We start from the raw sequence: 25007 nt of genomic DNA, 5'->3' as shown, positions 1-25007 counted from the left end.
ATTCTTTACTCCTTTATCATTTGTATATATTTTAGTTCATTAAACCCTAATTTTTCATAAAGTTTAATGGCTTTTTTATTGCTTATTTCAACTTCAAGTCTTACTCTTGAATAACTACTATATCTCGTTTTTAAAAAACCAAATATTTCTTTTCCTATACCTTTGCTTCTAAATTTTTCATTTATATATATTTCTTCTATTAAAAGAACCATACCTCCAGATTCTTGAGAATATGTTTTAGAAACTAAAGTATACCCAACTATTTTATCATGATATTCTATAATAAAACATTCTGTATAAACATCACTTTTAATTAATTCATTAAAAGTATTAATAAAATTATTTTCATCAACCGAGTGTAAAACAGCTTCTGAATTATAGAATTCATTTACCATTTCTAAATATATTTTTTTATCTTCTAATTTTATTTTTCTTATATTCAACATATTATCTACCTCAATTCAGAATTTCTTACTCTCATAGAATTTATTACAGCTATTATAGTTACTCCTACATCTGCAAATACTGCAAACCACATTGAAATAAAGCTAAACATACCAAATAGTATAACTATAATTTTTACTAAAAGAATAAAAGTTAAATTCTGCATTATTATATTACTCATAATCTTTGAAAGTTTTTTCAATTCTGATAATTTCATTAAACTATCACCACTAAATACAACATCTGCAGTTTCTATAGCTATATCTTGACCTGATTTACCCATAGCTACCCCAATTTTTGAATTTGCTAGTGCTGGTGCATCATTTATTCCATCTCCTATAAATACTATATCAGAATTTTCTTTTAAAACTATATTTAACTTATCTTCTGGTAATAAATTAGAATAATATCTATCTATACCTAGATTATAACTTACTTCTTTTGCACTTTCATCATTATCCCCAGTTAACATAACAACTTCTTTTATACCATTTTTTTTCATTTCTGATATAGCTAATTTACTATCATTTTTTATTTTATCTTTAACAACAAATGATAACACATATACTCCATTTATAGAAACATATACTATATTAGAAGATTTTGTTTTTTCAAAATCATAACCATTATTTTCTAAATTAACATTATTTTCTAAAAGTAATTTTTTAGAACCTATAAGTACATAATTTCCATCTACATTAGCACTTATTCCTTTACCTAATATTTCTTTTATATCCTTAATTTCTATCTTATTAAATTCATTTTTATTATGTTCTTTAACATCTTTGTGATCATCACATCCACAATCACTATGAGCATAATTTTTTAAACTATGCATATGATTTTCGCACATATCTCCCACAAAATGTCCGCGTGGATTATGTTCTTTAACAACTACACTATTATTAAAATGTGAACTTGCTTCATGACAGCAACCACAATGCTCACATAAACTTAAATATTCATAAAATTCTTCATCTTGTTCAAACTCAATTAATGAATATTTTTTACTTATAAATTCTACAATAGATTTAGCTATAGGATGATTAGAACTTTTCTCTATATTATATACATATTTATATATTTCATCTAAATTCATATCTATATCTTTTAAATTTTCATAAACAGAACTTACCTTAAATTTACCTTCTGTAATAGTACCAGTTTTATCTAAAAATACTTTATCTATTTTATTTATATCATCAAAAACATTACTTCTCTTTATTAATATTCCAGCTTTTGTAGCTCTTGCAACTCCAGAAAAATATGTAAGAGGAACAGAAAGAACTAAAGCACAAGGACAAGAAACCACAAGTAGTGTAATAGCATTATACAAAGCATCTTTAAATTCTATAATCGGGAAAAATATAGGTACTATTAAAACACTAAATAAAGCAAGTGCAAATACTATAGGTGTGTAATAATTTGAAAATTTAGTTAAGAATTTTTCTAAATCCGATTTATTATGTGTTGAATTTTCAACCATTTCTATTATTCTATTTATTGAACTATCTTCAATTCTTTTAGATACTTTTATAGAAATAGGTGAATCTAAATTTACCATACCTGCAAACACACTTTCTCCTTTTTTAAATACCTTAGGTATTGCTTCTCCAGTTATAAAGGATGTATCAAGTACTGCATTTCCTACATAGATTTCTCCATCAAATTCAATCCTTTCACCATTTTTAACATATATTATATCTCCTATATTAATTTCATTTAGATTCTTATCTTTAATTTCATTTGTATTTTTATCTAATATATGTACTTGTGTTTTTTGATTTTCTAAAAGTTCTCTTATCCCTCTCCTTGATCTTAAAACTGATAATTCTTGGAAATATTCTCCTACAGTATAAAATAACATAACTGCTGATGCTTCAGCATAATCTCTTAATAAAAATGCTGCTATAGTTGAAACAGACATAAGAGTTTTTTCATTAAATAAATTACCTCGACGTGCAAGACTTAATGCACTTTTTAAAACTGGATATCCTACTATTATATATACAATTATATACATAGGAGTAAAATAAAGTTTTAAATCTGAGTCTAATTTAAGAAACCAATATAAAATTTTATCTATAAAAAAGGCTATAAAAAACAAGCCTAACCCTACATACATAGGCATCCTTTTTTCATTTAATTCATCATATTCTTTCTTATACTCAAAATCATGCATTTCTTCTACTTTAAAATTATTTTCATATTTTTTTACATATTCTATTAATTCACTTAATTTATTTTCATCATTTTTAAATTCCACTATCATAGTTTTAGTTTGAAAACTTAAACTAATATATTTAATATATTCTAGTTTTTTTAAGTTATTTTCTATTTTCAAACAACAATCAGAACAATCTATTCCACTGAATCTATATTTCATAAATATTCCTTTCTTAAAACTTATTCGTATTAATTATATCAGAATGTAAAGAAAAAAAACAGTATAAATATCTTAATTATTTAATTGTATTTTTTTATATTCCGTGATATAATTAACATATAAATAATAATTTTTTGGAGGTTGAAATGACTATAATTGAAAATATTTATGCAAGAGAAATTCTTGATTCAAGAGGAAACCCAACTGTAGAAGTTGAAGTATACTTAGAAGGTGGAGCAATGGGAAGAGCTTCTGTACCTTCAGGAGCATCTACAGGAGTTCACGAAGCTGTTGAATTAAGAGATGGAGATAAATCAAGATACTTAGGTAAAGGTGTTTTAAAAGCAGTTGAAAATGTTAACGATATTATAGCTGAAGCTGTAATAGGTATGGATGCATTAGATCAAGTTGCAATAGATAAATTAATGATAGAATTAGATGGTACACCTAATAAAGAAAAATTAGGAGCTAACGCTATCTTAGGAGTTTCATTAGCTGTTGCTAAAGCTGCTGCTAACCAATTAGGATTACCTTTATACAGATACTTAGGAGGAGTTAATGCTAAAGAATTACCTGTTCCTATGATGAACATCTTAAATGGTGGATCACATGCTGATTCTGCTGTTGACGTTCAAGAATTCATGGTTCAACCAGTTGGTGCTAAAACTTATAAAGAAGCATTAAGAATGGGTGCTGAAATATTCCACCACTTAGGTAAATTATTAAAAGCTAATGGAGATTCAACTAACGTTGGTAACGAAGGTGGATATGCTCCAAGTAAAATTAATGGAACTGAAGGAGCTTTAGACATCATTTCAAAAGCTGTTGAAGCTGCTGGATACAGATTAGGAACTGATATTACATTCGCATTAGATGCTGCATCTTCAGAATTCTACAATGCAGATACTAAAAAATATGTATTCAAAAGAGAAGGTGGAGTTGAAAGAACTTCAGAAGAAATGGTTGCTTGGTATGAAACATTATGTGCTAAATATCCAATAGTTTCAATCGAAGATGGACTTGCAGAAGACGATTGGGATGGATTTGCATTAATGACTGAAAAATTAGGTAAGAAAATACAAATCGTAGGTGACGATTTATTCGTTACTAACACTAAGAGATTAGAAGAAGGAATTAAAAAAGGAATTGCTAACTCTATCTTAATTAAATTAAATCAAATAGGTACATTAACTGAAACATTAGATGCTATTGAAATGGCTAAAAAAGCAGGATACACTGCAGTTGTTTCACACAGATCAGGAGAAACTGAAGACGATACTATAGCAGACGTTGCAGTAGCTACAAATGCTGGACAAATTAAAACAGGATCTGCTTCAAGAACTGATAGAATCGCTAAATATAATCAATTATTAAGAATCGAAGACGATTTAGCTGGAGAAGCTATCTACAAAGGTTTAGATTCATTATACACAATCAAAAAATAAGTAAATAGATAAAATGGAGCTTTGGCTCCATTTTTTATTATAACTAAAATATTATTTACTTTTAACGTAAAAAGAGTAGCTACACTACTCTTCCACTAATCTAATATTTTATTTAAATAACTTTCTCCATGCTCTAAAGTATTTTCTAATCCAAAATAATCAAGTGCTGTTGCAGCAGTATCTGACATAGTTTCTCTAAGTCCTACTTCTTTTATACCCTTATTTTGATTTTTTCTGTTATATATCATTAAAGGTGTATTTTCTCTAGTATGTTGTGAATGCCCTATAGTAGGATCATTTCCATGGTCTGCTGTAATTACAAGTATGTCATCATCATCTAACTTTTCAATTATTTTTCCTATATACTCATCAGCTATAGTTAATATATTTGAATATCTCTTAGAATTCTGTGCATGTCCTGATAAATCAGTTTCTTGAACATTTATACACATATATCCTTTAAAATTATTAAGTTCTTTTAAAGTTAATTCAAGTATAGTTTTTGTATCAACAAGATTAATAAAGCTCTTACCCTTTTCATTATATACTATATCTGCAACCTTACCTATTAAAGTTACATCTATACCATTATCAGATAATATTTTAGGTATTTGAGTATTAGGATCTACTCCATAACCCATATGTCTTACCATATACCCTTCTTCATAAACTAAAGATAAAGGAGCATCTATACCCATATACTCGCCATTAATTTCTCTTGCTGCAGCAAATATACTTTCTGTAGTTGCCTTAGTTCCTCCAAATACAATAACTCTTTCAACCTTAACTATATCTCTAACAACTTGTGCTATCTTAAGTTCTTCTTCAAAACTAATATTTTGAAAACTTGTAGTAACGTTATATACTTGTCCTAAATCAGTTTCTAAATTATCTCCTATAGCTACTTTATCATTTACCCATAGGAATTTCACCTTATCTCCTTTTCTTTCAACAGTATATCCATGTTCAATAAGACTTTTTTCAACTTCATCAATATAGTAAGAAAAAGGTTTAATTAAAGGTATTTCTGTTTTTGTTCCCATGATTTCTTGATGCCCTAAGAAAGTATCTCCACCATGATGTTGTAATTTAGATTTCCCTATTATACAATTACTACTTTTTTTCATTTTTTCCGTTTCTAAATCTAATATATTCATCAATCCAAGTTTTTCAAGATTACTCCATTTAGATTCTGGTACTTCTTTCAAAATATGTTTGGCTGTATTTGATCCAAAATCTCTTTTTCTAACTTGTAATACATCATCCATATAACCAACACCAAAACCATCTAATACTAAAACTACAAATTTACCCATTTTAATTACCTCTTTCTAAGCCATGTGAGCTATATCTTCCTACTATTTTAGGATTATTACTACTTATACCTTCTATCAGTATTACATCAGATCTTGTTACAAAAATCTGTGTTCTAAAACATAATATTATTGGTTTAAATATATCGTATTCATTATCAAGTGATAGATAATAATCAATATTATCTGAACTAAATTTATTAACTTCAACTATTTTATTATCTATATATCCATATTTCATATTTCCTCTAGGGTAATATCCTCCGCCATAAAAATATGATTTATCTTTAAATTTATGCGATATTTCTGAAACATATAAATATGCCTGTTTCTCTTTACTCTCTCTTGTATTAACAGGTGCTGTTCCTGTTAATGCATGTCCAGGTTCTGCATGTGTTCCACCATATTTATTTATTATCTCCATATTTTCAAAACAAGTTACAGATGGAAGATTTAAATGTGTTATCTCAACTCCATTTTCAAGAAGAATTTCTTTTAATTCAAGAACAGATTTAAGATTATTTGTTTCTTCTATAGTCTCAGTATCATATGAATACAAAAAACAAGGAAATGAAGTAAGTCCAGTAAGTTTTATACCTTTTAATTCTTTTAATCTTGGTAATATCTTAATAACTTCATCTTTTGAAAAACCCGCTTCCTGACCTGGATAAATATTTGAATCATTTTCTAATATTCTTAACATAATATTTTGAATTTTATTATTTTTTAAAGCTATTTCTGATATCTTTTCTATCATTTCTAATGAATAAACAGTAAAAATATCTGCTCCATATTTAATCACTTTTTCAATCATAGATTTTGGAATTTGAACTAAATGTCCTACATTTCCTAACTTTAATCCATTTTCCATCATTATTTCTACTTCTTTAAAATCTACACAAACTGCTCCTAAATATCCTAACTCCTCAAGTTTTTTTGCAAGATAGGGATTTCTCCCTATCTGTTTTAACATGTAATACAATTTAATATTTTTTCTTTGTGCTTCACTCAATATCAATTTTGCATTATATAGAAAAGCGTCTACATCTATACAGTATGAATCTGGTAGTATAAGATCTTTATAATATAGATTAAGTGTTGCATCAACAAAATTCTTATTAGTTTCTAATAATCTTTTTAAAAACATTTTATTTTCCTCTTTCTATATATGCTTTCTCAATTATTCTAGCTATATTTTCAGCTCCTGATCTATTAGGGTTTATCCTTATCATTCTTTCGCTAAGTGTAGGATCTTTATCTAAGAAAGTTCCTGAAACTCTATAAATCAACGGTGAAATTTCAAACTTAGATTCTGCACCTACTGGATGAGAAAGAGCTCCTAAAGTTATAGTTTTTTCAAGTATTTCTTTAGCTATATTTTCTTTAAATTCAACCAAAATAACTTTAGATTGTGCATTTGCTATATACACATTTTTAATATATTCAAATCTATTTTTATCATCTAAAATATTCTTTAATTTTTCTATTTCTCTAGCTTGTATACTTAATGCTACAGGAGCATAAACAAGTCCTCTTAAAACTTCCATAGCTTCAAAACCTTGGACTTGTGATCCACCAGAATAATTATTTTTTCTAATTTTATCTACAATATCCTTTTTACCTATAATTAAACCTACACCTACAGGACCTAAAAGTTTAAAACAAGAAAACGCAGAAATATCAGATCCCATTTCTACCCCATTTAAAGGAGTTTTTAACATAGCATAATTATCATCTACTATTATTTTTATATTCTTATCTATATTTTTTATAGTTTCAATAACTTCTTTTAAATCATAACTATCTTTAAGTTGTTGTCTTGTATGTTGAAGCAATATTACTTTAATATCATTTTCTAATATATATGATTTCAAATTACTTAAATCATTAAAATCATATTTTAATATTTCAAGTTTCATTGCTTTTAAGTTCAACTCACTTGTTTTATATATAGGTGCGTCATGTACTAATATTTTATTTTCTTTTTCTAACATTTCAAAAAATGCTAATCTTAAAGCATTAGTTCCTGAACCTCTTGTAAGCATAGCATCTTCACTTCCAAAAAATTCAGATAGAACTTTTTCAACTTCTCTTGTTCTTATAGGCATATTATTTGTTTTTTCTACTCCTAAATCACCCATATTAAGTATTTCTCTTCCACCTATGTTCTTAGTTATAATTTCAACAAGTTTAAATTGTTTTTCTATAGCTTCATCTAATGTTATAGATTTCAAAGGATAGGTTTCCATTTTTTACCTCATTTCTGATACAATACTTCACCAACTATTTTCATAACTTCTCTTGCATATGGCCATGTTGATTTATATTGTGTATTTTCATTTGTTCCATAATTTTGTTTATTTGTTAGTATAATTACTTGAATGTTATTATCCAAATCATAAACTACTTGAGTACCTGTAAATCCTGTATGACCTACAAATTTTTCATTAGAATACATTCCCATGTATCCACTTTTTTCTCCACCTCTATTTATTTCATATCCATATCCATGTCCAAAACTACTTTGAACTGAAACAAATTTATCTCTAACATCTTTTGTATATATTTTTTTAGGATTCAATAATTCTTGTCCTAATAGATATAGATCATAAGCTGTTGAATAAAGTCCAGCATGACCTGCAACTCCATTATTTGCATAATATGAATTACCATCATTAACACTTCCAGTTAATGTATCTCTTCTCCAATATCTAAATGAATTAAAGTCTTCATCAATTTTATATCCAAAATTAGGATCCTTAACCATTCTTTCTTCAAATGGATTTCCGTGACTTGTTGAAGCTATCATATTTTTAGAATAAACTTCAAGAGGTAAAAATCTAGTTCTTTTCAATCCTAAAGGCATATATATTTCATTTAAAACATAATCATTTAATTTTTGTTTTGTAATAGATTCAACAATAAAACCTAATGTCATAAATGATAAATCACTATATTTTCTAGCTGTTCCTGTAGGATATTCTAGCCCTAAATTACATATATATTCTAAAGTTTCTTTTGAATTTTTAGCATGGTAATATATAGGTAACCAAGGAGTAAGACCTGAAGTATGAGTTAGTAAATCATATATTTTAATATTCTCTTTACCATTTTTACCAAATTCAGGAATGTATTTAACAACTTTATCTTCAAGATTTAACTTACCTTCAGAATTTAGTTTCATTATAGCCTGAGTTGTTGCAAATATTTTAGTAAGTGATGCAAGATCAAATATAGTATCTTCTTTCATATCTCTAATTTTTTCTTCACCGTTTTCTAAAACTTGTGCATACCCGTGAGCTTTATAATAAAGTATATTACCATCTTTTGCAACAAGAACAACAGATCCTGGTATAACTTTATCCTTAACATATTTTTCTGTAACTGTATCAATATCATTAAGAGTTGCTGACATCGATATAGTTGTAAATATAAATAACGCTAAAAAACTTAATATTTTCTTCATAAAATCCCCTATTCTGATACATTAAAAAATCTTCTAGGATTATGATAAAGCATCTTATCTATAGATTCTTTACTTAGTCCTTTTTCTAATAATTTAGGTATAAATATATCAAATATATATGAATATCCTATACCTCCCATATATTCCATATTAGATTTTCTAGTTATATCTAAAGATAAAAATACTCTATCTATATATCCTTTTTCTTCTATAACTTTTAACATATCAACTCTAATATCATCTGATAGATAATTATTTTTACCTATAGTGTCAAATTCTACATAAGCTCCTTTTTTAAGAATAGATAAAACATAATCTATATCTCCACTAAGATCTACATGACCTATAACTACCTTATTTAAATCAACTCCATTTTCTTCAAAAAATTCTATTTGATCTAAACCATAAGTTCCAAGTGTAGTATGTGTAGTTATAGGAACACCTGTTTTTTTATGTGCTTTTATCGCACTTAAGAAAACTTTCTTTTCAAGATCTGTCATTTCATTTTTACTTGTTCCAATTTCTCCAATAATTTGTGCTTTAACATCACTTCCATCTATACCTATTTCTATATCTTTTATCATAATTTCTGCAAGTTCATCTACAGTTGTATCTTTTACATAATCTGGTAAAAATGGCTCTTTATAATATCCAGTTGCACAAATAAAATTAATTCCACTTTCTTGTGAGATTTTTTTAATATAATTAACATCACGTCCCATACCCATATTAGTAACTTCTGTTATATTTCTTACCCCTTTAGAGTATAGTTTTTTCATTTCATTTATAGTCTCATCAAGACAATCTAATCTACAATCAAGATTGTTTTTTACCCCTGATAAATCAATAAACATATGCTCATGCATAAGTGTGTATCCATCTTTTAACATATTTCTCCTAACTTGCAGGTACTACAGGTACAAATAAGTTTATTAAGTATAATATATTTAATATTATTCCAAATAGTATTGTAGCTATAGGTCCTACTGCCATATCAACAAGTGGTTTTTTAGATGCTTTATTTAATAAATATACACCTATAACAAATAAGAAACCTAAACCATTTCCATCTGCCATATTATTACAAGCTACCATTGAACCAACAAGTAAAGCTACTTCAAGTACTTTTGTCATACTAGTTCTTATTTGATCTCCACATGCTTTAATTCCTGGGAATCTATCTAATAATTTTGCAATTCTTTCTAATAAAAGTATTTCAAGAGATAAAGTTAGAGCTCCTAATATAAATGCAAGTATAGGATTTTTAACAAATATACCTATAACAAATACAAATGTTAATCCAGTTGGGCCGTATACACCAGTTGTAATTGCAGTAGTTGCTACAAGTGGTATAAACCCTATAGTTCTAGCTAAAGCTACAAGTCCTGCATCTGCTGCTTTACCTTCAGCAAGTAAATTAAGTGAAATAGGATCTCCTGCAAGCATTCCAAGACTAACTGCTGCAGAAACTAAACCACCCATAACAGAAAGAATTAATATATTCTTTTTAACTTTTGCAACTCTTTCAGAGAATATTCCAAGAAGTGCTGCATTAGCATTAGTACTTTCAGTCTTATCAGTTATTGCAAATACAAGCATTATAACTACACCAACTAATAATGCTATACCATCAGCATTTAAGCTAATAGCTAAACTTCCTAAAGTAAACTTACCAAAAACTGATATTACTTGTCTTGAAATTAATACACATATTAAAGAGAAAATACCTTTTTTAACTCCATATTGATAACCTATTACTAATACTGGGAATACAGCAAATGCCACTATAATTGGGCTTCCCATAGTAGATAAATGTTTCAAGAAATTAACTGGTAATTTATCAAATAAATCTACAATAAATTGTAATCCTGCTACAAGTCCCATTCCATAAATACCACCAACAATAGCAGAACCAACTATACCTTTTTCATTCTTAGGAAATACTGTACCTATAATATCTGTTCCAAGTAAAATACTGTGGATAAGAATTATTGTTTTCCCTATAGAAAATGGTATACCAAATCCAATAACTAACCCAAAACTTAAAGCAAAACTTGTTGCAGATAACGCTTTTCTATCAAGTCTACCTTCTAAATTTTCAGGAATTAAAGGTCTTAAACCATCATTAAATACCGCAATACCTTGATTAGCTAAAACTGATGCAAGTCCAGCTAGTAATGCCATAACAACATAATTAATCATGTCTATCCTCCTATATATTTTTTAATCATTTCTATACTTTGATTAGCTGCATATGGAGTAAATCCAAAAGCAATCTTACCTTCTTTTATTCCTTTTTCAACATCAGCTTCAGAAAGAATATTACCTGGCATTGCAACTGTCAAGCATTTATCTGCACCAAGTATTGCAATTGCCATAGCAAGAGCTCCTCCTCCACCTGTATTACATGCACCAAAATAATAATCATATTTACCTAATTTCATAGCCATAGCAGCATCTATATCACTTTTAATATCTATATCTGCTGATGGGAATTCTTTAAGTAACACTTCTTTTACCATTTCTTTGTCAATTTGTCCACCAACTACAATCTTCATATATTATTTACTCCTTCCAATAAATTTATTAAATGTGCTAATATATATCCTTTTTCATATTCAGGTAATTTCCCAAATATACTAAGTTCTAAATCTGAAAGTATATTATTCGCTTTTTCAAAACTATTAAAATCCATCAAATCATTTAATTCATCTTCACCAAGTGATTCGATTTTTTCATTTTTTTCTATCCTATTTAAAACCATAGAAATATGAGTTATAAAACTTGATGAATTATCATCAGTCATAACTATATTTTCTTTTTCTTTAAAATAACTAATTATACTTTGTAATTTATCATATTTATCTTGATCTATTACTCCACTATCTTTTAATAAACTTAATCTAAAACTTAACTTCTCCACTTCTCCTCCATTTTTCATTTTTTTGAATATTTGATTTAAAAATTTTTAGTACCTTGGTAACATTTCTTTTTTTAAAACCTTTTCTTGTATTGCTTTTATTTCACTTGTATTAATTATTTCCTTTAGAAGACTTTCTATTAATGTATTTCCTTTTTTAGATACAAGTACAGCAATATTTGCAAGTTCTTTTTCTTTAATATCTATATCCTTAATATTTATGCCTTCATAATAATTTTCTTCTAATTCATCTATACTTAAAATTGCCTGATCAATTATATTATTTTTTAAATTACTAATTATACTATCTGAATTAACTTGTATAAAATCACATTTATTATTTTCATAATACTTACTAGATAAAAAAGACTGATCTTCTGAATTTTTATCTATTCCTACTCTTAACTTTCTACTATTATCATTAACCGATAAAAGTACATGTTTAGAAACATAACTTTCATTTCCTAAACTAATTATCTTTTTAATTTCTTTATCATTAGAATTTAAATAAGCAAGATTAGACATTATGGCAAAATCATAAATACCTTCTTTTAATAATTTAAGTCTTACTCTAGATCCTTGCATATATGCAAAATAAAAATTTATTCCATAACTTTCAAATGCAGATTTAATAGCAGTTGCAAGTCCCTCATATCTTTTAGAATAAGGAAGAGGCATAACTCCAACTATAGATTTTAAATCAGCTTTTTTAATTAATTTTTCTTTATTCATATATTCAACATTTTTACCAAAAGCACCTTTTTTAGATAAACGTATAACTTCTTCATTTTCTAATATATCAAATGCTTTCTGTACGGTTCCAACTGATAAACCTAAAATCTCAGAATAATATTTAACAGGATTTACCTTATCACCAATATGTAAAGTTAATATATCTCTTGAAATATGTATTAGTGCAATTTCTACTTTATTTATTATTCTAATATTTTCCATAATAACCACTTTTCATTTTTTTGAATTCTTAATATATATTACCTTGAAAACAAAAAAAGTCAAGTATAAAAATATTAATTTTTTAAAAATATAAAAATGGAGAATAGTAAATTCTACTCTCCATCTACATTTAAATTATTTATTGTTAACTTTCAAATATTTTTCAATATTTTCTAATCTTTCTTTTAATTCTTGATTTTCTTTTCTTAAAAGATCAATTTCATTTACTTCATCTTTATCAATAAATTGATATCCTAGTCCTACTGCAAATCCTACTTTTCCTTTCGAACTTAAACTTCCACTTGCCTTATACACCAAGTTTCCTTCTTTATTTACTCCACTTAGTCCTAATGCAAATGAATGTGTCCCTCCATATGTTGCATATCCTGTTGCTATATTAAATCTCTTTGCACTTCTATCATTTATTTGTGGTAAACTTGCCATTGCCATTGCTCCACTTACACCTTCTAATGCAACCCCTATATTTGTTGTATTATTATCTACATTATCTTCTACTTTCTTAAATCTATTATCAGCTTCATCTTTTTTATAATAATCTTTTAAATCTACTGATATATCTGCCACTACTTTCTTACTTTCTTCACTCGTTGGTGTAGTTGTTCCTGGATTTGTACCTGGTGTTGTTGTAACTGTTGGTGTTGTAGTATTTGATGCTACCTCTGGTGCTGTTGTTCCTTTATCTTCTACTTTTATAGGTTCATTACCTTTTATTTCTAATGTATCTCCTAAGCTAAATTTATATGTCTTTTCTCCTATTTTTACATTAAATCCTTTACTTAATAAGTTTGTTACTGCATATAGTTGTGATCCATTTATTGCATCTGTTGAATTTGCATCTATAAATCCACTTGCTACATTTGTTAGTCTTCTTTCCTTCCCTTCACTTCCTATAGATACTATTCCATAAGGTGTTGATCCTGCAAAATTTAATGTTGTTCCTAATATTTTTTCTGTTGCATAAGCATCCATTAATTTACTTCTATTACTTTCAGGATTTTTACTTAAATTTCCTAGGTATACTGAATGATCTAATGAAGCTTCTATGTCATTTCCTATAGATACTATATCTTTTGCACTTGCTTTTACTCTATCTTCTTTCTTTTCACTATTAAATCCTATCAATATGTTTCCTGTTGCTTTTTCAGCAGCTGTTCCTTTTAATAGATGATTGTCTCCAAAGATAGTATTTTGTTTTCCAAAAGTAATAGTGTTGTCGCTTCCTATTAGATTAGTATTACTAGAATTTGTAAGAGTATTTCTATATCCTGTTACACTATTTTGTACACTTTTATCATTTTCAGTACCTGTTAATGTATTATTAACCCCAATTATTGAAGTTAATCTTGTATAATCTGCAGTGTTTCCTCCACCAAATGCTAGAGTTGATCCTCCACTATTCGCCTTTCTTACTGCACTTTGAATTTTATCAACCATTTTATCTACATTACTTTCAGCACTAAATGAAGTTATACTAACGATTGAGTTAGTTATCTTATTACCTGCTCCAAATATTAAAGACCCGTTTGAATTTTCAGCAATATTTCCTATACCAACTATACTATTAGCTACCCCACTTGTTCCACCATGACCTTTTGAACGTATACTATTAAATGATCCATTTATTAAAGCTCCAAAGTTTTGTCCACCATAAGAAATTGAATTAAAAAAACCACTTTCATCAAAATTTCCAGTCATTATAGAATAAGTACCAAATATATTAGCAAAAAAACCTTTAGTATAGCTATTAGATCCTACTGTAGTCATATTTACCATTTTAACTTTAGTATCTGCCCAACCAAGTGAAGTAAGTCCTCCCATAGCTCCTGTATATGTCTTATTTCCTATATCTGTAGTTCCAGAACTAGCAGAAGTATTAGCTCCTATAGCTATTCCTCCAGCCACTTTTGTAGGGTCAGGTATAAAACTAAACGTACGTTCTTGCCTCCCTACTCTATTTAATACATAAGCATTATTTCCTATAGCTATACTTGTTAATGTTGTATTCTCAGTTGCAATTTGTGCATGATTACCTACTGCTATACTCGAATCACCATCTGAATTAGAACTAAGTCCTATTGCAATAGAGTTAGGTCCTGTATGGTTACCATTAAGGATATAGTCTGGTACTTTAGCTGTTGCATTTAAAGATCTAGAAAGTGTCACTTCTGTTTCACCAGCTTTTACATTTCCACTTGCATCAAAACTAGATGGTTTATAATACTTATTATCATCTGCTTTTACTAGTACGTTTCCATCAACGTCTAGATAAATCATACCATCATCAGGTATCGCCTTTGCTCCTAAAGAAATTATCGAACAAAAAATTAACGAAAAAATAATTTTTTTATTGATTTTCATATTTAACACTCCTCCTAAATTTACCCATATTATACCACCCCCCCCCCATTAATTTTCAAGTCTAAATCCTTTTATTTTCATTAAAATGTTATTTTTTTAATTATTTTGCAAATTGTTTTTTAAAAATAAAAAGACTAACTTTTAATAAACATAAAAATTAGTCTTATTAATTATATCCAGTTATTCTCTTTAATTATATTTTCTATCTCTATTTCTGTAGGTATAGAATCTTGCGCTCCTTTTCTTGTTACGACTATAGCAGATACACAAGTTGCATATTTCATAGCATAATCTTTATCATTAGTTTCAATTAATTTTTTAACAAAAGCACCTATAAATGAATCTCCAGCTGCCGTTGAATCTATAGCTTTAACTTTCTTTGGTGGATAATGTATATATTTATCATCAAATAAATATGCCCCCTTATCTCCCATAGTTAATATTATATTACTAATATTATTTTTTCTCTTTATATCCATAATTTTTTCTTCAAAATTTACTTCATTTATACTAACTTCAAAAACTACTTCAAGTTCAGTTTCATTAACAACTAAATAATCCGTATTTTCAAATATACTTTTATTTAATTTCGTAGCTGGTGCTGGATTAAATACAGTAATTTTATTCAATTCTTTAGATTTAAGTAAGGCATATTCTATAGTTTCAAGTTTAATTTCATTTTGAAATACAACTACATCAGAATCTTCTATAAAGTTAATATTATTATCTATATCATTTTTATTTAAATCTAAATTACTTCCAGGTATAACTATAATATTATTATCACCATTTTTATCAACAGTAATAATTGCACGTCCAGTAGGTGTATCACTTTCTAAAACTCTTGATTTAACGCTATATTTTTCTAAATTTTGTATTAATTCTTTACCATCAGAATCTCTACCAACCATACCTAGTATTTCTGTTTCCATTCCAAGTTTAGATATGGCTACAGCTTGATTTGCACCTTTACCACCACAACTTTTATAAAAAGAATGACCAAAAATAGTTTCTCCAAGTTTAGGAAGATTATCTACTTTTGTAGTAATATCCATATTTAAACTACCTACAACCAATGCTTTACTCATATTATTTCTCCTTCTTTTTTAAATTATACATTATAAATGATTTTTTATTATTCAATATTTTTTCACTATTAATTATATCAAAATACTTATTTTTTAAAACTTCCTTTTCTCTTTCATATGGTAAAATCAAGAAAAAATTACCATCATCTTTTAAAATATATGATGAAATTTTAAATAAGTCTTCTAAATTAAGTAATATCTCAAATTTTGATATTTTTAAATATTCATCTTCAGGAAGCTTTCCACTATTTACTTTATAAAAAGGGGGATTAGAAACTATATATTGAAATCTTTCTTTATACTCATCTACCATAAATTCTTTAATATCAGTATTAAAGGCTAATATTTTATCTTCTAACTTATTTTCCAATATATTTTTCTTTAACATTTCATATACTTTTTTTTGAATTTCAACACAATAAAATTTATTTATTTTATCCTGTCTAAAAAGTAAAAAACTTAAAGTACCTATACCACTTCCTATATCTATACAATCTCCTATTTTATTACTATTTTTTAGTTCATTTTTTATAAACCTTGACAAATTAAGAGCATCACTTGTAATATTAAGGCCCTTATCTATTTCTAAATACAGGTCTACACTCTCTAAATAATGTTTCATAAACAATCACATCTCTTTCAGTAAAAGTGTAACTTTTTTTAATGTATAAGTCAAGAAAAAAGCATATACCTAAAGTATATGCTCTTTAATCCTTATTTGTTTATAAATCCTTGTTCTTCGAACCATTCTTTTAATTTATCATTTTTAAATTCTTTTAAATCTGCTTTTAAAGTATCTAAATGAGAAGGCATATTTAATCCTAATTCTTCCCACCATTTACCTAATCTTTCATTATACTCAACAACACCATCTATTGCTTTATCTAAGCTATATTCATTAAAGAATACAACATTTTCATAATTTGTTCTTGGCTTAACTGTTGGATTTTGTCTTGAAGGATCAGGACACCCTATAGTTACCCCTAATAGTGGGAAAGTTAATTTAGGAAGCCCTAAATATTCTGCCATTTCAAGTGGTCTATGAGATACTCCACCTATTACAGTTGATCCATACCCTAAAGATTCTGATAAAGTTGAAAATGTTGAAGCATAAACTCCTGCATCTATGTATAATTCTTTAATAGTATTTAAATTACCTAATATATGCTCATGTTCTACATTTTCTTTATCTAAAGCTCCTACTACTTTTGCATAGTCTCCAACGATTAATAAGAATGCATCTGCAGTTGAAACTTGTTTTTGTCCTCCACAAAACTCTGCAATTTTTTCTAATTTTTTCTTATCATTTACAACAATAAATGATAGACTTTGTAAATTTTTTGTATTTGGACTTCTAAGCATTGTTTTTAAAATTAATTCTAAATCTTCTTTTTTTACACTTTCTCCAGTAAAGCTTCTTACTGAACTTCTATTTTGTAATGTTTCTATTGCGTTTTTCAATTTTCCTCCACTTAGTCTCTACTTTTCCCAAATATTCTTAATAAATATAGGAATAAATTAATAAAATCAACATATAGGTTTAAAGCTCCTATAATTTGTACTTTATTGATTATTTCTTCATTGCCTGAGAAATAAAGTTCTGAAATACTTACTTTTATTCTTTGAGTATCTACTGCTGCATATATAGCAAATACAAGAACACCTAATATAGAAATAAATGTATCTACTCCATTACTTCTAAAGTACATATTAAATAATGATAAAACTATCATACCTATAAGTGCTCCAAATAAATATTTTGCATATCCTTGTAAATTATCACGAGTTAAATATCCATATAAAGACATAGACCCAAACATTGCAGCTGATCCTATTAAAATACTTATAATAGAATAATTATCATATATAAATGTTAATGGCGATAAAAATAATCCCATTATAACAGAATAGGCTATAAATAAACCTTTAAGAGCTACTGATGATAATTTATTTATAAGTAATGTCATAGAAAATGCAACTATTACCATAGCAATAACTAAAACATAATATATTCTATAAGCTAAAACTGCTATTTCAGGTACAAAAAGTGCCCCAAAAACAAATCCAAAAGTAATTAATAAACCTAACATCATCCAAGAATATGAACCTTGAATTTTCTTTGAAATTTCATATTCTAATTCTACTTCACTATAATATCTTCTTTCCATATTTATCACCTTAGAATTTTATATTTATTTCTTCTAATAAGTTTTCAATAAACTTATCTACATTTATACTTTCACTATCAGTTGAACCAAATCTTCTAACATTTACTGAATTATTTTCAACTTCACTCTTACCTATTACTAATTGTACAGGTATTTTTTCAACACTATTTGCTTCTCTTATCTTGTATGATATTTTTTCATCTCTAGTGTCAAGTTCTACATTAACCCCTAAATGTAATAATCTCTTATATAAGTTTTCAGCAAACTCTTTTTGTTCTTGAGATATAGTCATTATTTTTACTTGAGTTGGTGCAAGCCAAACTGGGAATGCTCCTGCATAGTGTTCTATTAATATTCCCATAAATCTTTCCATAGATCCAAACATTGCTCTATGTATCATTACAGGTTCATGTTTTTCTCCATCTTTACCTATATAGCTCATTTCAAATCTTTTTGGTAGATTCATATCAAGTTGTATAGTTCCTGTTTGCCATATTCTTCCTATAGAATCTTTCATCTTAAAGTCTATCTTAGGACCATAGAATGCTCCATCTCCTGGATTAATTTTATAATCTATTCCTAATTCTTTTAATGTTTCTTCTAATGCTTTTTCAGATTTTTCCCAAACTTCAGCAGAACCTACAGCTTTTTCTGGTTTAGTTGAAAGTTCAACATGGAAATCAAATCCAAATAATCTATAGTATTTATCATATAAAGTTACTATTTCTTTAATTTGATCTTTAATTTGATCAGGTGTACAGAACACGTGAGCATCATCTTGAGTAAATGCTCTTACTCTCATAAGTCCATGTAAGGCCCCTGAAAATTCATGTCTATGAACATGCCCCATTTCTGCATATTTTAAAGGTAAATCTTTATATGAATGTAAGTTATTCTTATATGCTATTATAGATCCTGGACAGTTCATAGGTTTAATAGCGTATACTTTTTCATCAATTTCTGAAGTATACATATTTTCTCTATAATTAAACCAGTGACCTGAAATCTCCCATAATTCTTTATCTAACATTATAGGTGTTCTTATTTCATCATAGGCTTGTTTATTATGCTCTATTCTCCATAATTCTTGTAATCTATTAAATAATCTAGTTCCTTTAGGCATAAAGAATGGGAATCCTGGTCCATGATCATCAATAAAGAATAAGTTTAATTGTTTTCCTAATTTTCTATGATCACGTCTTTCAGCTTCTTCAACCTGTCTAACATATTCTTCAAGTTCTGCTTGAGTATAAAAAGCAGTACCATAAATTCTTTGTAACATTTTATTGTTAGAATCTCCACGCCAATAAGCACCAGCTGAGTTTAACAATTTAACTGCTTTAATATATCCAGTTGATGGAAGGTGAGTTCCTCTACATAAATCTGTAAATTCTCCTTGAGTATATATACTAAAATCGTCTCCTTCAAGACTATCTAATATTTCCACTTTATAATTTTGACCTAATTTTTCAAAGTATTTTCTAGCTTCTTCTCTTGACCAAACTTCTCTTGTAAATTTATAATTTAATTTAATTAATCTCTTCATTTCTGCTTCTATTTTTACTAAATCTTCTTCTGTAAATGGTCTTTCTGTATCAAAGTCATAATAGAATCCATTTTCTATTGCAGGTCCTATAGTAACTTTAGTATTAGGGAATAAATTCATAACAGCTTCAGCCATAACGTGGGCTGCACTATGTCTTAAAATAAATAATCCTTCTTTAGTATCTGTTGTTATTAATTCTATATTTCCTGATTCATTTATTACATAACTTGTATCTACATTAGTTCCATTAAAAACTGCTCCTACAGTTTTTTTAGCAAGACTTGGTGATATGCTTTTTGCAAATTCTATAACACTCATGCTTTCAATTTCTTTTTTTGCTCCATCTGGCAACATTATCTCTAACATAATAATCCTCCATTTTCAGTCATTTTATCTTTTAATTTTAACATATTTAATACTACAATACAAGAGCTGCTTCTACTTCTTCTATTGTTTGAAATCCTTTATCTTTTACAACTTCTGTATGCGTTTCATATATTAAATTAATACCTTTTTCAAAACATTCTTTTACATAATCATAATAAAACAATACTGTTCTTTTTGAATAACTTGAAAGTTCTCCTCTTAAATAGGTTTGTACCGAAGCACGTTCTGGTACATCTCCACTAGATCTTAAAGGTCTGCATAAGGTTGAAAATTTAGGGAACTTTGTATAAAATTCATCTCCCCAAGTTAAATAGATTTTTTCTATTTGACTTGCTAATGTTTCTACTGCTGGTGTTAATTCAGGAAGTAAATGTTTTACTTCTTCAAATTCACTTGGTGCAGAAAATTCCATCATTCTAATATATTTTTCTTGAACTAAATTTCTTCCTATATTTTCTGCATCAATCAAATCGTGATAATAACTATTAAGAATTTTTTCAGGAAGTGATGCCCATTGACCATTACGCATAATTATAAACTCTGGTTTATTGTTTTGACATTCTGCTACACCACCTGTATTTTTTAAAACAGAAAACATCAACCATTCTTTTTCTATTATTTCATTAATTAATTCCTCTTTTGTCATAATCTCTCCTCTTAATCTTCAAAATTAGTCCAATTTTTTAAGAAATCATCATCTATATTTCTTTGAATAAATATAGCATGATTTAGCATAAAGTACCCTTTTATATTACTTAATTTTTGCTTTTTAATTTCTTCAACTAAGAAATAACAAATTTCTTCTATTCTATTTGATATTTGAAATTTATCTAATTCTTTATTTTCTAATATATCTTTAATTCTTTTATATATTTCTTTTCCTAATATTTCTAATTCTTGTAATCCTTTAGAATACCACTTATAGAAAGGCATATATTTTCTATTTAATAAATACACTAAATGTATAGTGTTTTCTATAAATATATTTAATGCTGCATTTGCACCTATTATATCCCCTCTTTTCATAAGTCTTAAATAATTATACTGACCGCTTTGAGCTATTTTACTACAAACTGTAGCTATCTTATTTTGTCTTATTATATCTGGATAATATTTTAAATCATTTCTAATATTTTCAAGTCTTTTATTTCCACTATAAAATATTTCTCCACTAGTTAATGCAAGTAATGCCGTTTCCTTAATTACTCTATAATCCATAATACTAAGATCTGTATTATTTTTACCTATATATCTATAAAGATACTCATCTAAATTTTGAATTTCTCTACGTTCTTTAATAACTTCGTTTGAATTGTGCGTTATACCTAAAAATTCTTTAGGTAAAGATAAAAGTATATCCTCAAGTGTATTTCTATATTTAATATAATCATCTTCATCTAAAAATATTGCTGGCATAAAAGTATAATCATGATCACGTGAATACTCATCATCATAACCTAAAACTTCAGAACCTTCACCTATTAATCCTATAGAAATTTTATCTAATAATTCTGGATTTTTCTTTTCTATCTCAGGTAAGATATATTTTTTTGTGTATTCTTTTGATTTATCCAGAAGAGATGAATTTTCATCAACTTCTATTTCTATTTTTTTATCACTATTTTTAACTAATTCTCTAATATATTCCACATTAGATAATAAATTTGAATAGTTAGCACTATTTTCACCAAATGATTTTTTAACAATTTCTAAGGCTTCTTCAAATATATTTAAACTTGCAATATAGTCTCCATCTTGAAATTTAATTATTGCCTTATTATTTAATGCAGCTCCATACATTGAATGATGCTTACCTAATTTATTAGCATATATTTCTAGTGCTTCATTAAGATATTTCATTGCTTTTTCTTTATTTCCACTTTCATTATATGGCATAACTAAGTTATTAAGTGTAGTTGCATATTCAACTATATGATTTTCCATATCCTTAAGAATTTCTAAACTTTTTTCATGATACGGTATAGCTTTAGATATATTTCCTATATTTTGATAAAATAAACCTACATTATTACAAAGTCCTGCATACTCATAAGCCTTAGTATAATTATTTTTTTCATATATATCTAAAACTTCTAAATACATAGGTTCTAAGCTATCCATTTCTCCTCTATATCTTAGTACTTCTATTATATTAAGCAAATTAGTTGCATATGGTATACTTGTTTTCCCATAAATATTCTCTATTAATTTTTGTGCACGTCTTAATGATTTAAGACCTAGTTCATATTCACCTATATACTTACTAGCTCCTCCTAATTCATTTAAATAATATATATGCTTATTAGATTCTTCTCCATATATTTCGCGTGCTAGATCACATATTTTTATAAGCAAGTCAACTTCTTGAACTCCTTGTGATAACTTCTGATATTCTTTTCTCTTTTCTAAATACTCTTGAAATATTTTCTCTTTATCATTCATTTTTATCTCCCTTAATAAAACTCAATTTTGTTTCAGCAATTACTATTCCAGTTAGTATTATTATAGTCCCTAAAGCTGTCGTTAATTTAAAAGGATCATAACCCATAGCTATAGATAAAAATGTCCCAAACACTACCTCTAAAGATAATATTACTGCAGCTTTTGAAGCACTTATATCTTTTTGTGCCATCATTTGTAAACTGAAGCATATAAAGGTACAAACTATACCTAAATAAAGAGTTGTACCTATTCCTCCAACTGTTATATTATTAAATTGCTTATACCCTAAAGTTAAAAACAAAGAAAAAATAGTTGTTGAAAGTAGTTGTGCAAAAGATAATTTTATAGGATCTAAATTTTTAACAAAATGTCCTATAAATACAACTTGAAAAGCAAAGAATACAGCTGATATTATTGTTAATACATCTCCATAATTAATAGTATTCATACTTAAACTTGTTATATCTCCTGATATTACAACTGTTCCTAAAAAAGCTAACATTGACGCTATTATTATATATTTATCTATCTTCCTTTTAAAGAATATATGTACTATATATGGAACAAATATTACATTCATTCCAGTAAAAAGAGCATTTTTAGCTGGCGTAGTATATTTTAAACCTATAGTTTGAAATATATATCCAGAAGTTAATAAAGCACCAAGTACTAATCCTGGTATTATATATTTCTTATCTAATCTTATTTTTTTAATTTTCATAAATATGTATAAGCAAATGGTTGCAAATAGGAACCTAAAAAAATTAGTGTTATGTGTTTGCATGCCATTATCAAGTGCAATTTGTGTAGCTATAAATCCCGTTCCCCATGCAAATGCTACAAAGAACATCATTAATTCAGATTTTAAATTTTTTATCATCTATTCACCCCTTTAACTAATATATATACATTATACACTTTTTTTGTTAAATTTAAAAGAAAAATAAAAACAGATACATTACTGTATCTGCATATATAGCCTATCTTAAATCATAGGCTATGGTTCTTTTAATTCCTAATGATCTTATACTATATGGATATCCTATTTTCATTACCATTAATTGACTTCTTTGTTTTTCTTGAATTCTTCTAAACTCAGATATTCCAATTCCCAAAACTGTAACTATTACTAAGATATATGAATTTAAATCAAAAAGATTAGTATTATCGTACAAAGCTATACCATCTTCTTTTTCTAATACTGTTGTGTTATCAACAATAACTTCTTCTGTATTTAAATTCATCTTACCAAGATAATCTATAGATTCTTGCCAATTATTTTTTGCAAGATAGTCATTATCTAGATTATTTTTTAATAAATCTATATCATTTTCAGTAAGATAACCTAGTCCGTTATCACGTATCTTTTTAATAACTTTAACTTTCTCTCCTACATCATATACATAGTGTATTCCTTGATTCCATGTAGCTTTAGATATATTAATATCTTTTTTATTTTTGCCATTACCTATCATGGCATTAGTATTTCCTATTCCTGCGTTATATGAAAGAGTTGCAAGCCCATTATTACCTTCATAGTAATCAAGTAGCCACTTAACTAAACCAATAGATGCTTTTATGTTAAGTTCTTCATTCTTTCTCATAGCATTAATACTACCTTTAAACTTATTTTTTAAAACTTTATTATACTCATTTTCACTCATTCCACTTTTAATTAATCCGACTTTAAAAGCTTCTGGAATAACTTGCCCTATACCACTAGCATTAGAAGCATTAGGACTTAAATTTTCAAATTGAGACTCCCTTAAAAATATTGCTAACATTAAATCCACATCAACATCTTGAATTTTTGATTCTTTTTCTATTATTTCTGCTAATTTGATTTGTTTTGGATTTACTATTTCAATAATTTCCTTAGTTGTCACATTTGCAGCAAAGATCATCATACTAGGTAAAAAAAGAAGCATAAGTGATTTAATAATCCTACTCATCTTTTATCCTCCATAATATGTAAAAATTCCATATTTCTATGGAACTTGAGATTATTTTACCACAAATATGAACCTTTGTCAAATTTATAAGATTTTCTTGGAGTGTAAAGTTTAAAA

At 27.1% G+C, this 25007-nt stretch carries 22 protein-coding genes; 1 reads left to right on the top strand and 21 read right to left on the bottom strand.

Annotation, left to right across the window (positions count from 1 at the left end):
• Positions 1-5: 5 nt before the first annotated feature.
• Together AYC59_RS03960 and AYC59_RS03955 are read right to left on the bottom strand one after the other, a co-directional pair.
• Positions 6-446: a GNAT family N-acetyltransferase gene (locus AYC59_RS03960; protein ID WP_066895429.1), complete on the bottom strand. Its 441-nt coding sequence runs from the start codon at positions 444-446 to the stop codon at positions 6-8.
• A gap of 5 nt (positions 447-451) precedes the next feature.
• Positions 452-2830 (bottom strand): heavy metal translocating P-type ATPase, encoded by a 2379-nt coding sequence (locus AYC59_RS03955; protein ID WP_066895427.1) that lies wholly within the window; start codon positions 2828-2830, stop codon positions 452-454.
• 146 nt (positions 2831-2976) lie between these two features.
• Between AYC59_RS03955 and eno the strand changes: the two genes are divergently transcribed.
• Positions 2977-4275: a phosphopyruvate hydratase gene (gene eno, locus AYC59_RS03950; RefSeq protein ID WP_066895425.1), complete on the top strand. Its 1299-nt coding sequence runs from the start codon at positions 2977-2979 to the stop codon at positions 4273-4275.
• A gap of 95 nt (positions 4276-4370) precedes the next feature.
• On the opposite strand, the gene AYC59_RS03945 is transcribed toward eno, so the two are convergent.
• From AYC59_RS03945 to AYC59_RS03855, 19 genes are all read right to left on the bottom strand, one after another.
• Positions 4371-5591, bottom strand: coding sequence for a phosphopentomutase (locus AYC59_RS03945; RefSeq protein ID WP_066895423.1), 1221 nt, complete (start codon positions 5589-5591; stop codon positions 4371-4373).
• A gap of 1 nt (position 5592) precedes the next feature.
• The gene (locus tag AYC59_RS03940; RefSeq protein ID WP_066895421.1) at positions 5593-6735 is read right to left on the bottom strand and encodes an alanine racemase; all 1143 of its coding nucleotides are present in this window, start codon (positions 6733-6735) and stop codon (positions 5593-5595) included.
• A 1-nt stretch (position 6736) separates the two neighbouring features.
• Complete coding sequence (locus AYC59_RS03935) at positions 6737-7837, bottom strand: aminotransferase class V-fold PLP-dependent enzyme (protein ID WP_066895419.1); 1101 nt, start codon at positions 7835-7837, stop codon at positions 6737-6739.
• 8 nt (positions 7838-7845) lie between these two features.
• Positions 7846-9054: a serine hydrolase gene (locus AYC59_RS03930; protein WP_066895417.1), complete on the bottom strand. Its 1209-nt coding sequence runs from the start codon at positions 9052-9054 to the stop codon at positions 7846-7848.
• A gap of 8 nt (positions 9055-9062) precedes the next feature.
• Positions 9063-9944, bottom strand: a complete 882-nt coding sequence (locus tag AYC59_RS03925; protein WP_066895415.1) for a phosphotriesterase family protein — start codon at positions 9942-9944, stop codon at positions 9063-9065.
• A 7-nt stretch (positions 9945-9951) separates the two neighbouring features.
• Positions 9952-11256: a YhfT family protein gene (locus AYC59_RS03920; protein ID WP_082752663.1), complete on the bottom strand. Its 1305-nt coding sequence runs from the start codon at positions 11254-11256 to the stop codon at positions 9952-9954.
• Between the two features lie 2 nt (positions 11257-11258).
• Complete coding sequence (locus tag AYC59_RS03915; protein ID WP_066895411.1) at positions 11259-11612, bottom strand: DUF2620 domain-containing protein; 354 nt, start codon at positions 11610-11612, stop codon at positions 11259-11261.
• A complete protein-coding gene (locus AYC59_RS03910; protein ID WP_066895409.1) occupies positions 11609-11977 on the bottom strand; it encodes a PRD domain-containing protein in 369 nt (122 codons plus the stop codon). The genes AYC59_RS03915 and AYC59_RS03910 overlap by 4 nt, the downstream gene beginning before the upstream one ends.
• A 45-nt stretch (positions 11978-12022) precedes the next feature.
• Entirely contained in the window at positions 12023-12928 is a 906-nt protein-coding gene (gene yhfZ, locus AYC59_RS03905) for a GntR family transcriptional regulator YhfZ (protein WP_066895406.1), read from the bottom strand.
• A 135-nt stretch (positions 12929-13063) separates the two neighbouring features.
• A complete protein-coding gene (locus AYC59_RS03900; RefSeq protein ID WP_066895404.1) occupies positions 13064-15307 on the bottom strand; it encodes a YadA-like family protein in 2244 nt (747 codons plus the stop codon).
• Positions 15308-15477: 170 nt separating this feature from the next.
• Entirely contained in the window at positions 15478-16395 is a 918-nt protein-coding gene (gene rbsK / locus AYC59_RS03895; protein ID WP_066895402.1) for a ribokinase, read from the bottom strand.
• A 1-nt stretch (position 16396) separates the two neighbouring features.
• A complete protein-coding gene (locus AYC59_RS03890) occupies positions 16397-17017 on the bottom strand; it encodes a methyltransferase (RefSeq protein ID WP_066895400.1) in 621 nt (206 codons plus the stop codon).
• A 92-nt stretch (positions 17018-17109) separates the two neighbouring features.
• A complete protein-coding gene (locus AYC59_RS03885; RefSeq protein ID WP_066895398.1) occupies positions 17110-17856 on the bottom strand; it encodes a nitroreductase family protein in 747 nt (248 codons plus the stop codon).
• Positions 17857-17867: 11 nt separating this feature from the next.
• A complete protein-coding gene (locus tag AYC59_RS03880) occupies positions 17868-18563 on the bottom strand; it encodes a Bax inhibitor-1/YccA family protein (RefSeq protein WP_066895397.1) in 696 nt (231 codons plus the stop codon).
• A gap of 10 nt (positions 18564-18573) precedes the next feature.
• The gene (gene thrS / locus AYC59_RS03875) at positions 18574-20475 is read right to left on the bottom strand and encodes a threonine--tRNA ligase (protein WP_066895396.1); all 1902 of its coding nucleotides are present in this window, start codon (positions 20473-20475) and stop codon (positions 18574-18576) included.
• Positions 20476-20527: 52 nt separating this feature from the next.
• Positions 20528-21142: a DUF4125 family protein gene (locus AYC59_RS03870; RefSeq protein ID WP_066895394.1), complete on the bottom strand. Its 615-nt coding sequence runs from the start codon at positions 21140-21142 to the stop codon at positions 20528-20530.
• A gap of 11 nt (positions 21143-21153) precedes the next feature.
• A complete protein-coding gene (locus AYC59_RS03865) occupies positions 21154-22938 on the bottom strand; it encodes a DUF4037 domain-containing protein (RefSeq protein WP_066895392.1) in 1785 nt (594 codons plus the stop codon).
• Complete coding sequence (locus AYC59_RS03860; RefSeq protein ID WP_066895390.1) at positions 22931-23818, bottom strand: DMT family transporter; 888 nt, start codon at positions 23816-23818, stop codon at positions 22931-22933. Before AYC59_RS03860 ends, AYC59_RS03865 begins: the two co-directional genes overlap by 8 nt.
• Before the next feature lie 100 nt (positions 23819-23918).
• On the bottom strand, positions 23919-24890 hold the full coding sequence (locus AYC59_RS03855; RefSeq protein WP_066895388.1) for a transglycosylase SLT domain-containing protein: 972 nt from the start codon (positions 24888-24890) through the stop codon (positions 23919-23921).
• Positions 24891-25007: the final 117 nt, after the last annotated feature.

The sequence above is a fragment of the Pseudostreptobacillus hongkongensis genome, assembly GCF_001559795.1.
In the GTDB taxonomy this organism is placed as follows: Bacteria; Fusobacteriota; Fusobacteriia; order Fusobacteriales; family Leptotrichiaceae; genus Pseudostreptobacillus; species Pseudostreptobacillus hongkongensis.
The sequence above is the reverse complement of the archived record's forward strand: the minus strand, read 5'-3'. Positions and strand labels throughout refer to the sequence as shown.

Coding starts and splice junctions, on each gene's coding strand:
- AYC59_RS03880 (WP_066895397.1), bottom strand. CDS start 18,563: ATGGAAAGAAGATATTATAGTGAAGTAGAATTAGAATATGAAATTTCA.
- AYC59_RS03935 (WP_066895419.1), bottom strand. CDS start 7,837: ATGGAAACCTATCCTTTGAAATCTATAACATTAGATGAAGCTATAGAA.
- thrS (WP_066895396.1), bottom strand. CDS start 20,475: ATGTTAGAGATAATGTTGCCAGATGGAGCAAAAAAAGAAATTGAAAGC.
- AYC59_RS03890 (WP_066895400.1), bottom strand. CDS start 17,017: ATGAAACATTATTTAGAGAGTGTAGACCTGTATTTAGAAATAGATAAG.
- AYC59_RS03945 (WP_066895423.1), bottom strand. CDS start 5,591: ATGGGTAAATTTGTAGTTTTAGTATTAGATGGTTTTGGTGTTGGTTAT.
- yhfZ (WP_066895406.1), bottom strand. CDS start 12,928: ATGGAAAATATTAGAATAATAAATAAAGTAGAAATTGCACTAATACAT.
- AYC59_RS03955 (WP_066895427.1), bottom strand. CDS start 2,830: ATGAAATATAGATTCAGTGGAATAGATTGTTCTGATTGTTGTTTGAAA.
- AYC59_RS03870 (WP_066895394.1), bottom strand. CDS start 21,142: ATGACAAAAGAGGAATTAATTAATGAAATAATAGAAAAAGAATGGTTG.
- AYC59_RS03930 (WP_066895417.1), bottom strand. CDS start 9,054: ATGAAGAAAATATTAAGTTTTTTAGCGTTATTTATATTTACAACTATA.
- AYC59_RS03860 (WP_066895390.1), bottom strand. CDS start 23,818: ATGATAAAAAATTTAAAATCTGAATTAATGATGTTCTTTGTAGCATTT.
- AYC59_RS03960 (WP_066895429.1), bottom strand. CDS start 446: ATGTTGAATATAAGAAAAATAAAATTAGAAGATAAAAAAATATATTTA.
- AYC59_RS03900 (WP_066895404.1), bottom strand. CDS start 15,307: ATGAAAATCAATAAAAAAATTATTTTTTCGTTAATTTTTTGTTCGATA.
- AYC59_RS03925 (WP_066895415.1), bottom strand. CDS start 9,944: ATGTTAAAAGATGGATACACACTTATGCATGAGCATATGTTTATTGAT.
- eno (WP_066895425.1), top strand. CDS start 2,977: ATGACTATAATTGAAAATATTTATGCAAGAGAAATTCTTGATTCAAGA.
- rbsK (WP_066895402.1), bottom strand. CDS start 16,395: ATGAGTAAAGCATTGGTTGTAGGTAGTTTAAATATGGATATTACTACA.
- AYC59_RS03855 (WP_066895388.1), bottom strand. CDS start 24,890: ATGAGTAGGATTATTAAATCACTTATGCTTCTTTTTTTACCTAGTATG.
- AYC59_RS03920 (WP_082752663.1), bottom strand. CDS start 11,256: ATGATTAATTATGTTGTTATGGCATTACTAGCTGGACTTGCATCAGTT.
- AYC59_RS03915 (WP_066895411.1), bottom strand. CDS start 11,612: ATGAAGATTGTAGTTGGTGGACAAATTGACAAAGAAATGGTAAAAGAA.
- AYC59_RS03940 (WP_066895421.1), bottom strand. CDS start 6,735: ATGTTTTTAAAAAGATTATTAGAAACTAATAAGAATTTTGTTGATGCA.
- AYC59_RS03865 (WP_066895392.1), bottom strand. CDS start 22,938: ATGAATGATAAAGAGAAAATATTTCAAGAGTATTTAGAAAAGAGAAAA.